Raw genomic sequence first — 12,173 nt, forward strand, 5'->3', positions numbered from 1 at the left:
TTCTTCCCCTCTCATACCCTGTCTTTCCAAAGAGTTAAACCTTTCACGCTTGCATAGCTTTACGCTTTAACAAGTGAGCCATCCTTTTAAAACAGAATCCATTTCAAGTATAATAAAAGAATATGCTTTTTTACTAAACACATCTTCACACTAGAAAAAAGCAGATAAACATGAGTCAAAATCACCTTTTATTGCCAATACTTAAAGATATATATAATAAAACTGAATGGTCGGAGGTTAAAAGAATGTCAGATGAGTTGCTGTTCTTCGGTAAAGAACTACAGGAGATTGTCAATCCAAAAGTACCAGAAGATGTTGTAGCTGCGCAGCGTGGACTTTTGCTTTACAGACAAAACATGGTATATCAAATCCAAGAAGAACAAGGCACTATTACAGCATCGGTTCAAGATGTTGTCCCATGCCAAGTCAAGCTAGACTTAACAGAACCAACGAATAGCAGCTGCTCATGTAAGCAAGCGGCTTTTTGTCGCCATCAACTTGCAACCTTTTTCACATCTTATTCGAGCATTGCTTCCGTGAGTGACTGGATTCAAGCATGGAAAAGCGAGAAAAATAGCCCTACTATCACACGTAATTCCCTGCAATTACAAAAAGCAAAAGAACTCTTTCAAGAGAATAAGCCACTGGAAAGAAACTATGCTTCTTGGAAAGCATTTATGGAAGATACATACACCATACAAATTGGCTATAACTTATACCAGCCAGCTTATACTTTATCTTCAAAATGGGACGTTTACTTTCAGCGCCTTAAAGGCAAAATGCCGATAGAGCCACCTTGGAAAATGCTCTATCTGTTTGTAAGCTACTTTCAAACGTATTTGTTTATCTTACGTAGTATCAAAAAGAATGAAATAAAAGCATACGCGCAGAATTTTTTAGAAGACGAAGCGCAAGAGCTAGTTGAAAACATGATGTATGTAATGGAACAATTAACTCGTATATCTAGACCGTTTGCTTTCGATCAATTCTATGGAGAAATCCGCAATGACCTTAATGAACTACTCAATGAACGAGGAAAACTAGCTCAATCTAGCCTTGATATTTACAGAGCTATTTGGACACATTTGCTGAAAGAAAAAACATGGAGAAAAGAAGAATTACAGTCTTTAAATGAACAACTCGAATCCAATTCGAATGAATCTCTATTAGCAGCATCTATTCATCTCTCTTTTTTAACAGGAGATACTGCGAATGTGACAAAGCTTCTTAGCCAATTACACCCTAAAGATTATCCTTTATTAACATATTGGATACGCTATGTTGATGAACAGAAATCAGAGCCATTTTTAAAGTTTGTCATGCAAAATATAAATGCTTATATCACACACGCAGCAAGTCATTATAAAAGGAAAGAGATCATACAATTCCTACTTCCACCTATTAGGAAATACTGTGTAAACAATAAGCGAATGGACACCTTCGAAAAGTTTTGCGAAGTTTGTCTACCCTATTCATTCGTGTATTACAGTAATTATTTACTGGATTGTGGGAAGCATCGTAAATGGGTTGAACTTTGTATATACAGCAATGTGGAGCTTGAATATATATCAAAAGATGAAATTAAAATGATACAAGATAGCGACCCTTCGCTATTATTACCTTTATATACAAGTATCGTAAATGAAAAAATCGAAAGTAAAAATCGTCAAAGCTATCGAGCCGCGGTTCGTTACCTTAAAAAAATTCGAACAATCTATAAGAAACAAAAGAAATTGGAACAATGGGAAAGGTATATTAATCAAGTGCAATCTTCGAATACTCGATTACGTGCCTTTCAAGAAGAGTTGAAAAGGGGTAAGCTAATTCATGTTGAATAATATTACCGTACATACGGAACTCTTACAAACAGGAGAATACTTCCTAACAGCCTACGATGAAGCTGGAAACTTTCTTCAGCCAAAAAGTTATTCCAAACGGCTTTTTGCTTGGGATGAAGCAAGCTTTTATGGGAGCTTTCTCAACATATTAGAGATAAACGATGTCGAAGGAATAAAGCTTGACGCCTTTGGTCTTCTTTCCTTATTTGCACAAGATCGTTTTCTCTCTTTTATCGATTGGCATTGGGATGAGCTTTCCTTCCTATGTTTAACTGCTGCACCTGCATTACAAGAAGCAATGGAAGATGGCATACCTGTACCTAACTTTACTAAATTAGATGAACAAGCTATTGGATGGACATTACCAAATAGTGTAGTTGATGAATTTGATGAAGAGTTTTGGCAACAAAAACACCCTTTTTCAGAGGAAATTATCACAACCTATGATTTTATTGAAAAATGGTATAACAGCGCTATTTACGAAAGTTTACATCAAAATCCATTAACAAAAGAAAAATGGAATGTAGCAATCCAGTCTTTACAGCAAGCTCAATTATCCACTCAAGAATTACAGGAATATTTCACAGAAGAGCGCTGGAAGAAATGGATTGGCATTGAAGATAATGAACTACCCTTCTCAACTGGTTTACGATTGATTGAACCATTAGATGGAGAAGGTTTATGGTCACTTGAAGTAATTGCGCGCTCCACTAAGAAAGAAGACCTTATTAAAGTATATGGTAAGCATAAACTACCTAAGGCATGGGCAGCTTTTGAACATCATATTGAAGAAGATATCACTAGCTGGTTAAAACTTGTTCCAAACCTTGAGGAAAAAGGTCAGTTTAAAAAGGAATTAACCGAGGAAGAAGCGTGGATTTTCTTAACGGAAGCAAGTGAAAAACTTTTATTTATTGGCGCAACCATTCTACTGCCATCCTGGTGGACGGAATTAAAGCAGTCCTCACTCAAGCTAAAAGCAAAAGTGAAAAGTACATCCTCTCACGGACCGTCTTTCGTTGGACTACAATCACTGATGGACTTTGACTGGCGCATTTCCATGAACGGTACAGAACTTACGGAAGATGAATTCCAAAAGATGGTGAGCGATAAACGCCGACTCATCTATGTAAACGGTCAATGGGTGAAGTTAGACCCTGAGCTTATACGACAAATACAACATATGATGAAAACCGCCGAGAAGAAAGGCATTCCATTAAGTGAATTATTTTATCAGGAATTAACAAATGATGAAATGGATGACATTCAAGACGATTCCAATGAATTCTTAAAAATTCAATTCGAACTAAATCAAGAACTTAAGAAAATGTTCAGCTCATTACGAGAAGTGAAGCAAATTCCTATTATTCAGCCTCCTTCTACCTTACAGGGTGAATTACGCCCCTACCAAATTCAAGGCGTAAGCTGGCTTCTTTTCTTGAGAAAGTATGGTTTTGGTGCCTGTCTAGCCGATGATATGGGACTTGGGAAAACTGTGCAGGTTATTTCATATATTTTATCGATGCAAAACGATTCTCATATTATTGAAAAACCACAAGCCACAAAAGCTACTTTGATCGTTTGCCCGACTTCGGTCCTTGGCAACTGGCAAAAAGAATTAGAACGCTTTGCACCTTCCTTAAAGGTGGCTTTATATTATGGAGCTCAAAGACCAAAAGGAGAGAGCTTTGAAGCATTCGCTAGTGAGTATGATGTCATTCTTACTTCATACGGTATGACTCATATCGATCAAGAAGAAATGAGCTCATTGTACTGGAACAGTATCATTATAGATGAAGCACAAAACATTAAAAACGCATCAACAAAGCAGTCACGCTCTGTACGTAAATTAAAAGGTGTACATCAAATCGCATTAACAGGAACTCCAATGGAAAATCGTCTAAGTGAGTTATGGGCAATATTCGATTTCATAAACAAAGGTTATTTAGGTTCATTAAAGGCTTTCCAAGACCAGTTCGTAACAAGCATCGAACGTGATGGACAGCAAGATAAAATTAAAGAACTACAAAACTATATTCAGCCCTTCTTATTGCGACGTACGAAGAAGGATAAGGACGTAGCCCTTAATTTACCTGATAAGATTGAACAAAAAGAATTTGTTCCGCTTACGTCTGAACAAGCGTCATTATACGAGCAACTCATTAATGACACATTTAAACAACTTGAAAAACTAAATGGGTTTGAAAGAAAAGGGCTTATCCTTCAGATGATTGGTAGGTTAAAACAGCTATGTAATCACCCTGCTCTTTACTTAAAAGAAGAAGATTCTCATCATGCTCGCATTCGCTCTAGTAAATTGGAGAAATTATTCGAGCTTGTAGATGCTGTTATCGAGCAGAAGGAAAGCTGCTTAATCTTCACTCAATATATTGGCATGGGTGAGATGATTCAAGACCTTTTACAAAAAACGTATGGACACAAAGTTCCGTTCTTAAATGGTAGCCTTGGCAAGAAACAACGTGACACTATGATTGAAAGCTTCCAGAACGGTGAATTTCCTATTTTCATTCTTTCATTGAAAGCAGGTGGCACAGGTTTAAACTTAACAGCAGCTAATCACGTGATTCACTATGATCGTTGGTGGAATCCAGCTGTCGAAAACCAAGCTACTGACCGTGCCTATCGGATTGGGCAAAATCGTTTCGTACATGTTCATAAGCTTATTTGCACAGGTACATTAGAAGAAAAAATTGATAAAATGCTTGATCAGAAACAAGCACTAAATGATGAAATCATTACAGGTGAGAATTGGATTACAGAAATGAGCACAGAAGAAATCAAAGAACTAGTTTCCCTACAAGGGTAATTAGAAAAGCGCAAGCGCCCTACTAAGCTCCGTATATGCTGGAGCCCCCTTCCTTTCGATAAAGGAAACACCGAAATGTGGAGAACGCCCGGTTATCGGTCACAAGCATAAGGCAAGCTGACTAGAAGGTCGCTTTTAACCTTCTGGACTGATTGACTTATGACCTCGAGCCGATGGCGTTCGGAACTAGACAACACGAAGAGACGTTAGGCGATTCGTTGTTGACTTATCGTAGGGAAGGGGGTGAAACATACTAGGAGCTGGGTGCTGGAGCTAGAGAATAAGAAAAAACGTCACCGGTCTTTTTTGATTAATGTTTATGCTTCTTGTACTACTCCAAATCAAAAAAGAGCTATGCGGCAATATTGAAATGCTGAAGTGACCCGTTTAGCCCCGACCAGCATAAGACGGCTCGCTTAAGAAATACGCTTTTAATTTCTAAAGCGAGATGGCTTATGACTCGAGGGGCTGGTCGCTGAAGCTAGACACCATTGGTAAGCCAAGCTGTTCTTGAAAACCCTCTTTTGGTTTTCAAAACAGCTTGGCTTATTTCCGAGCATAGCAGGTGTAAGGTTAGACACAGAAAAAACGTCACCGGTCTTTAGTAATGAATTTTATATACCCTTCTTCCTATAGCTAAAAATTATAAGGGGGCGTTTGAAAAGTGATTATAATTTTCTTTTCAAGCGTCCCTTTTTCTAAATAATTCATAACAAAAAAATAGACTGCGCTTGGCAGTCCCATCTAATGAGGAAAAAACGATTTTCTATATTTTTAGAGGTATTCGGAGCATTGTTACGAGGTAAACTTTGAGGATATAATAAAATTCAATTATCTTTAGTAGAATGTGGAAGTAGGTATGATTGTGATGGGACTAGAGGATTGTGGTGAGTATTTTCTTTTTCTAATAGTACAAGTACGTATTCTTCAAAGCTTAACATTTGTTGTTTCAATTGATAGATTTGCTCTTCGTATGAGCATAGCTTCACATGTGATTGCGCGATAAATTTAATTAAATCACTAACTAATCGTTCCATTCGAAGTAACTGTTCTTGATCCATTGTTTCCCCTCTTTCCTTATTGCGTCTCACCTCCTCGAGACCTTATTCATTCAACCTTCTATAGTTCCTGATGTCATATTAGCTGAGCCCGCTGATGTACTGCCCATGAATTTAACACTATCTGCCACAACTTCTGTTACATAAACTCTCTTACCTTCCTTATTCTCATAGTTTCTTGTTTGCAGTCTACCTGTTATACCAATTAAAGCACCCTTCAGGCAATATTGAGCTATGTTTTCAGCAGCTCTATTCCAAATAATACATGAAATGAAATCAGTAATAAAATCACCTGTGTTATTTCTATACCTTCGATTAAGCGCTAATGTTACATTGGTAATGGCATGACCATTTGCTGTATATCGTAAATCAGGGTCTCTCGTTAATCTTCCCACTAAAATGACTCTGTTCACCCCACCCCTCCTCTCTGTCCTAAAAGACAATTCATATCCTTATCTTACTTACAATTATTTGAATTACAAAACAGGCAAATAATATATATACCATTGTAAACTAGAGCAAAAGACTATTTTCTTAAACGAAAAAACGTATTTAAACGATTAAATATCCAACAAAATTCTATAGTTCTACTTTTTTCGCATTTTTGTAAATAATTTGTCTGTTACTGTGTGTTTTCATTAAATGTAAAAATTCTATGCTATAATTAAAATACATTAAAGTCTAGTATACGAAGTCTACAATGAAACGGAGGGATACTGTGAAATCATTTAAACTTGTCTCATTACAAGTTGTAACCTCTGAGGAAGAACTAGTTGATATCGAATTAACAGAAGGATTAATTATCAACAAAGAAGATGAACAAAATCGCTGGTTACTTGAAGGTTTTATTAACAAGGAGAACTATGACCTCCTCTTACAGGCAACACAAGGAAAATACCACGTACGTATCCAAGTCGTTATAACGAAAAAAGAGAACACCCCAGCTACTTTTGACACCGAAATTTTAACCATTAAGCAAGTAGATCAATATTACAGTGTATTATTCGAAGGGTGTATCGTATCCAATCAAGCCGAGTATGCTGGATTATTACTCGAAGATTTGATCACAAAGGGTTTAGATGGAGATCATTTAATAGGTGAATTTAAAGAAAAATTACAATTACGACCACGAATCTCTGCTGCTAAAAAGAATCACATGTAAAATGTAAGCCCTTCCTTATGGTTATACTACAAGTCAAAAAGAAGCTATGCCTCTATAAGGCATAGCTTCTTTTTTGCAAATATTCCATTAAAAACATTAATGAATGATATCTGATTCTAAAAAATCAAAGTCTGGATCTAGCAATTTTAAATTACATTGCTCAATAATATACAGAATATCAGCCTTTGTATAATTACGAATTGGTAATTCTTCATTATACGCTAAATGATAAATAATTACCGCTTCAGTTAATTCTATCTCACTAGCTTGTTCATTTAATTCTCGTTTTTTTTTATAACTTTTTGCAATTGATCAATAACATAACGCGCTTCTGCCCGACAAGAATAAGAATATTCTTCTACTTCCGCTTCCTTATGTAATGTGTCAATTTCCGACATTTGCTCTTCTGTTGGTGCTTCATTAAGAATTTTATCGATTGTTTGATTAATTTTAGTAGCTAACGCTGAGTGAAAAGCCGGATCTGCTTTAATCTCGTCATCTATTTTCTCGTACCAAGATGCGTGATGAATTATATATTCTCTCCATTCTTGTACAAAATGTTCAATATTCGCCTTTTCCTCATCCCATTGAATAGAATTCATATAATTTTCAAACGCCGTATAAATGGATCGACTAATGCTGATTTTCATCCCAGGTGAAAGATTTTTCAACATGTAACCTCCATACCCCCTGTTACATAATTTTGTTAAAATACTAACATAAAATAAAACATAAACATATAGAAAAAAATAACAATTAATACAATTTATAGTATTCAGTTATTTGAAATCAAAAGAGCTTGATTTTAAATAACTTACCCTTATTTTCTATACCGTTTTTGTTGAAATGCTATTATGTGCAATATTGAATTACCGTAATCTCATGTAACGGAATTCCTTAAGTTTATAACCACTACCATTTTACCACATTTTTCGCATTACACCATCAAGGTCTGTACTTGAATGCATAAATTATGTTCTATGTATGTGAAAGCAATCAGAAAAGATATGAGCTCATTACAACAAAAGGGAGAAAATTGATAAAAGGCTCCCCAAAAGGGATTATAAATCACTTCCGGGACAGCCTTCTACTTTAACTTTACATAAGATTATTCAATTAATAATACAAATCGTTATTATCTACGTCTTTCTTCAACAGTATTATCTGTTGTATTATCAACGTTGTTCATATTTTCATCGACGTTATTATTAGGAACTGTATCGTTAGGAACGATTTCTTTTCCATTTTCATCGACTCTGTTATTATTTACACCATTATTGTTAATGTCGTTTACGCCTCTTTCAACGCCGTTCTTAACGTCTTCCGCACCTTCTTCAATGTTACGCTTAACGTCCTCTGCACCTTCTTCAACGTTTTCCTTCACATCGTTTACCTCTGGTGTATTATCATTGTTATTATTTCCACAACCCGTTAATAACATTGCTGATAAGGCACATCCGCTCATTAGTGCTAATAGCTTTTTACTCATTCGTCTTCCTCCTTTCAATAATGTTGACCTATGTAATGGTCAGTTCATATTTTGTCCTGAAAAACGAAAAAGTTACATGATTTCATAAAAAACGATGATGTTTTTTAATGTATAAAGAAAAAGGAAGTCTACATAGAGACTTCCTTTCCATCAAAAACGAGTATTTTGCGTCTTAACCTCATACTTTTCTTTTACAAACACTAAATTTCCAGCATTCAATCCCCATAGTTCATCGGCATAACTAGTAACTGCTTTCGAATGTGTAACTACGATTACACATTTATTTTTATCGTGAGCTAGAGACAGCAAAATATTCATTATATTTTCTTCTGTATCTTTATCTAAGTTACCTGTTGGTTCATCGGCAATGATAATATCTGGATCATGTGATAGGTCGCGCGCTATACCGACACGTTGTTGCTCTCCCCCAGATAGTTTTAATACTTTTCGATTTGCTTTTTCACGATTAATTCCTACTTTATTTACCAAATCATAAGCAAATGACTCTTTATCCTTTATTTTACTGCCACTAATGTTCATGGAAAGAATAATATTTTCAAGTGCTGTAGCATTAGTTAATAAGTTATATATAATGAGTAGTATCACCTGAACCCCATTCCTATAATAGAAAATTTGCTAAAATTAACTAGTTAGCAGCACGACATTACTATATATGACAAAAAAGCTTTAGCATTATTCACTAATGATTATCATTAGTGAATAATGCTAAAGCCTACTTGTTGATATGTAATTGTAAAATTCCATAAAAAAAAGACTGAACCACTAAAGTTCAGCCTATCAACGGGCGAATGATTTCTCGGCTTACCAAACCATATAATTATATAAATTATCATCATTCAGGTTGTTAAAATCAGTAAATGAATTCAACAACATTATTATATTATACTTATAAATTTTGTTTGGTAAACACTTTTTTCATATATTCATGCTTGTTACCTAGACAATACCGTTATCTACCAATATTCACGGTACTATCCTACGATAACGCTAACTAAAATGATTACTTATCACCAAGTGCGAAAGAGATTTCTACTTCACATGCCACTTCGCCATCTACAGTTGCTACTGCTTTACCTTTTCCGAACGAGCTACGTAGACGAGTTAGTTCTACTTCTAATCGTAATTGATCACCTGGTTTTACTTGCTTCTTAATACGGCAATTATCAATACCAGCTAGAAAACCGATTTTACCTTTGTTTTCTTCCTTTTTAAGAAGTGCAACTGCTCCAACTTGAGCTAGAGCCTCAATAATTAAGACCCCTGGCATAACAGGATAGTCTGGAAAATGTCCATTGAAGAACTCTTCATTAGCTGTTACGTTTTTGATACCAACTGCACGCTTTCCTTCTTCTAATTCAATAATCTTGTCTACTAATAAAAATGGATAACGATGTGGAATGATTTTTTTAATTTCAGTAATATCTAACATTACTAAACCCCCTATATGTATTAAGAATTTCTTTGTAATTACTTTTCTCTATACAAAAAGAAATCCCTCTAAAGAGGGGTTTCTTTTTGTATGTCCATTATATATCTTTTTTAACTAAATCGAAAATATGGCTCCACGTTTCTTTTTGGAAAACTTCTGAGGGTTTGCCTTCTCCAATCACACTATAGCCAACCACACAGCCGATCGTTACAGCAAAAACAATTGCCAAAATAACTATAACGATTCTCAACCAGATTGGAATCAGACGAATGCGGATTTTCTTTGGCTTCTCATCTTGTTGACTAGGTTGTTGTTCTTGTTTAAATTCTTCTCTGGTAAGTTGTTTTGTTTCCATAAATATCGTTCAAACTCCTTTAACGTATACCATTAATTAGGCCAAGCATTTGATCTGCCATCGTTATTGAGCGAGATTGTAACTGAAATTGGCGCTGAACATTGATTAAATCTGTCAATTCTTTTGACATATCTACATTAGATGCCTCTAATGCATTTTGCTGAAGCGATATATCTTGGCGTAAAGCACCTGTTAATTCAGTTAATATGTCTGCTTCATTTATTCCTAATTGTGCAGCATTTTCCGATAACCCTACAACATTACCTTGTTTATGCTCCAAGTATTGTGGGTTTTGTACAGATACCATACCTAACTGAAAGCTTTGAGTAGTACCATTTGATGATGTTACCATAAGTGTACCATTTTCTTTAAATGAAATGTCTTTTGCATCTCCATTTATTACAATTGGTTGATTATTTTGGTCAACCACATAGTCTCCATTGTTTGTAACAAGACTTAATTGATTGCCCCCTGTTGGTGATAAATAAAATGCACCATCTCTTGTATATTGAACTTGATTGTTTACATTAATCTTAAAGTATAAATTTTCTTTTGTAATGGCTACGTCTAATGGTCTCCCAGTTACTTTAATACTTCCTTGTGTTTGGATATTTTTGATTAAACCTAAGTGTGCCCCTACACCTTGACGGATTCCATTAGGCGTTAAACGTCCTTTTTCTTTATCCTCACGAGGTTGATTGTTGAATTGTTGAACAAGCAACTCACTAAATGTACCATCTTTTCTTTTGTATGCAGTAGTATCCGCATTAGCTAAATTACTACCAATCATGTCCATCTGCAGTTGTAGCTGTGATAATGTATTAGTAGCCGTTATCATTGTACGATTCATTATTATCCATCCCTTATGAAATTTCAGCAAATAACTTTCAACTTAATTAAATTAGATTTTCCCCACTTCATTCACAGCTTTCTCTAAACTTCGATCATAAGCTTGTAGAATTTTTTGGTTCGCTTCAAATGCTCGATAAGCTGTCATCATCTCAGTCATTGTTCTAGATGGATCTACATTCGATTGTTCCAACACTTCTTGTTGTAACGTAAACTGAACACCAGGTACATTATTCGCCACTGGTAGTTGACCGTCATTTGAATAGTACATGCCATCTGATTCTTTCACTAGCGCATACGGATTTTCCGCATAAGCAATACCTAAGCTTGCAACAAACTGACCATTATCATAAATATCGCCATTGCTACTCACTGTAAATTGATCACTATTTAATTGAATAGGCTGTCCTGCTGCATCTAAAACATAATAACCACCAGAGGTAGTTAAGTACTTTTGTTGATCAAGTGTGAAATTTCCATTTCGTGTGTAACAAATTTGACCTTGATGCATAGTTGTATAAAAGACTGTTCCATTCTTCCCGTTTTCTTCGTTAACAGGCATAGCAACATCAATTAATGCTATATCTGTTTTATTCCCTGTTTCTTGCAAATTCCCTTGTTTAAAAGTAGGAGTCGCTTCCTGCATATATACACCTGTATTTAAGCCACCTACAAATGAATTCATCGGAAGATTTAAGCCTTTCTCCGTAGGTATATTTGTTTTATCAAACCGTTGTATTAACATTTCAGGAAATGCTCTCATACTAGATTGATCTGCTTTAAAGCCTGGCGTTCTCGCATTAGATAAATTATTCGTTAACATTTCAGTTCTTCGTTGCTGCGCAATCATACCTGTGGCAGCCGTGTAAAAACCTCTAAGCAAAACCTTCACCCCTTTATATGAAGATAAGAAATTATATAAATTCGAACCTAAATCGATGTCTAGCTTCAGCGCCCAGAGACTAGTAAACTTCGCTCTCTTCCCTACGATAAGTCAACATCAAATCGCCTATCGGCTCTTCGTGTTTCCTTTATCTAAAGGAGGAGAGCTCCAGTTTATACGTCTCTATACGGGCGCTTGCGCTTTTCTTATCCGAACATGCAATTACTTACATTATATATAATTTATCGTCTAAACCGATAGT

The 12,173-nt window shown here is 35.5% G+C and carries 12 protein-coding genes; 3 read left to right on the forward strand and 9 right to left on the reverse strand.

Annotated elements, in window-relative coordinates; all coding sequences use genetic code 11:
• Window positions 1–245 precede the first annotated feature (245 nt).
• Together TX86_RS17715 and TX86_RS17720 are read left to right on the forward strand one after the other, a co-directional pair.
• Window positions 246–1,838, forward strand: a complete 1,593-nt coding sequence (locus tag TX86_RS17715; RefSeq protein ID WP_042350952.1) for an SWIM zinc finger family protein — start codon at window positions 246–248, stop codon at window positions 1,836–1,838.
• The gene (locus TX86_RS17720; protein WP_042350954.1) at window positions 1,828–4,665 is read left to right on the forward strand and encodes a DEAD/DEAH box helicase; all 2,838 of its coding nucleotides are present in this window, start codon (window positions 1,828–1,830) and stop codon (window positions 4,663–4,665) included. Before TX86_RS17715 ends, TX86_RS17720 begins: the two co-directional genes overlap by 11 nt.
• An 827-nt stretch (window positions 4,666–5,492) precedes the next feature.
• Here the strand turns inward: TX86_RS17720 and TX86_RS17725 are convergent.
• The gene (locus TX86_RS17725; protein ID WP_042350955.1) at window positions 5,493–5,726 is read right to left on the reverse strand and encodes a hypothetical protein; all 234 of its coding nucleotides are present in this window, start codon (window positions 5,724–5,726) and stop codon (window positions 5,493–5,495) included.
• Window positions 5,727–5,776: 50 nt separating this feature from the next.
• Window positions 5,777–6,136 (reverse strand): single-stranded DNA-binding protein, encoded by a 360-nt coding sequence (locus TX86_RS17730; protein ID WP_042350956.1) that lies wholly within the window; start codon window positions 6,134–6,136, stop codon window positions 5,777–5,779.
• A 305-nt stretch (window positions 6,137–6,441) separates the two neighbouring features.
• Here TX86_RS17730 and TX86_RS17735 point away from each other — a divergent pair, with 305 nt between their 5' ends.
• Window positions 6,442–6,885, forward strand: a complete 444-nt coding sequence (locus TX86_RS17735; protein WP_042350960.1) for a YwpF family protein — start codon at window positions 6,442–6,444, stop codon at window positions 6,883–6,885.
• Window positions 6,886–7,160: 275 nt separating this feature from the next.
• Here TX86_RS17735 and TX86_RS17740 read toward each other — a convergent pair whose 3' ends face one another.
• The 7 genes from TX86_RS17740 to TX86_RS17770 all read right to left on the reverse strand — a co-directional run bounded on the left by TX86_RS17740 (window position 7,161) and on the right by TX86_RS17770 (window position 11,911).
• Window positions 7,161–7,559 (reverse strand): hypothetical protein, encoded by a 399-nt coding sequence (locus tag TX86_RS17740; RefSeq protein ID WP_042350961.1) that lies wholly within the window; start codon window positions 7,557–7,559, stop codon window positions 7,161–7,163.
• A 461-nt stretch (window positions 7,560–8,020) separates the two neighbouring features.
• Window positions 8,021–8,374, reverse strand: a complete 354-nt coding sequence (locus tag TX86_RS17745) for a hypothetical protein (protein ID WP_042350962.1) — start codon at window positions 8,372–8,374, stop codon at window positions 8,021–8,023.
• 150 nt (window positions 8,375–8,524) lie between these two features.
• Window positions 8,525–8,980 carry an ATP-binding cassette domain-containing protein gene (locus tag TX86_RS17750; RefSeq protein WP_230203674.1) on the reverse strand — a complete coding sequence of 152 codons (456 nt, stop codon included), beginning with the start codon at window positions 8,978–8,980 and terminating at the stop codon, window positions 8,525–8,527.
• Window positions 8,981–9,395: 415 nt separating this feature from the next.
• Entirely contained in the window at window positions 9,396–9,824 is a 429-nt protein-coding gene (gene fabZ, locus TX86_RS17755) for a 3-hydroxyacyl-ACP dehydratase FabZ (RefSeq protein WP_042350963.1), read from the reverse strand.
• 97 nt (window positions 9,825–9,921) lie between these two features.
• Window positions 9,922–10,179 carry a DNA-directed RNA polymerase subunit beta gene (locus tag TX86_RS17760; protein WP_042350964.1) on the reverse strand — a complete coding sequence of 86 codons (258 nt, stop codon included), beginning with the start codon at window positions 10,177–10,179 and terminating at the stop codon, window positions 9,922–9,924.
• A gap of 19 nt (window positions 10,180–10,198) precedes the next feature.
• Window positions 10,199–11,029: a flagellar hook-basal body protein gene (locus TX86_RS17765; protein WP_042350965.1), complete on the reverse strand. Its 831-nt coding sequence runs from the start codon at window positions 11,027–11,029 to the stop codon at window positions 10,199–10,201.
• A 51-nt stretch (window positions 11,030–11,080) separates the two neighbouring features.
• Window positions 11,081–11,911 carry a flagellar hook-basal body protein gene (locus tag TX86_RS17770; RefSeq protein ID WP_042350967.1) on the reverse strand — a complete coding sequence of 277 codons (831 nt, stop codon included), beginning with the start codon at window positions 11,909–11,911 and terminating at the stop codon, window positions 11,081–11,083.
• Window positions 11,912–12,173: the final 262 nt, after the last annotated feature.

Source organism: Bacillus massiliigorillae (assembly GCF_000380245.2).
Taxonomy (GTDB): domain Bacteria; phylum Bacillota; class Bacilli; order Bacillales; family DSM-1321; genus Bacillus_AD; species Bacillus_AD massiliigorillae.

Coding starts and splice junctions, on each gene's coding strand:
- fabZ (WP_042350963.1), bottom strand. CDS start 9,824: ATGTTAGATATTACTGAAATTAAAAAAATCATTCCACATCGTTATCCA.
- TX86_RS17765 (WP_042350965.1), bottom strand. CDS start 11,029: ATGAATCGTACAATGATAACGGCTACTAATACATTATCACAGCTACAA.
- TX86_RS17720 (WP_042350954.1), top strand. CDS start 1,828: ATGTTGAATAATATTACCGTACATACGGAACTCTTACAAACAGGAGAA.
- TX86_RS17760 (WP_042350964.1), bottom strand. CDS start 10,179: ATGGAAACAAAACAACTTACCAGAGAAGAATTTAAACAAGAACAACAA.
- TX86_RS17740 (WP_042350961.1), bottom strand. CDS start 7,559: ATGTTGAAAAATCTTTCACCTGGGATGAAAATCAGCATTAGTCGATCC.
- TX86_RS17725 (WP_042350955.1), bottom strand. CDS start 5,726: ATGGATCAAGAACAGTTACTTCGAATGGAACGATTAGTTAGTGATTTA.
- TX86_RS17745 (WP_042350962.1), bottom strand. CDS start 8,374: ATGAGTAAAAAGCTATTAGCACTAATGAGCGGATGTGCCTTATCAGCA.
- TX86_RS17715 (WP_042350952.1), top strand. CDS start 246: ATGTCAGATGAGTTGCTGTTCTTCGGTAAAGAACTACAGGAGATTGTC.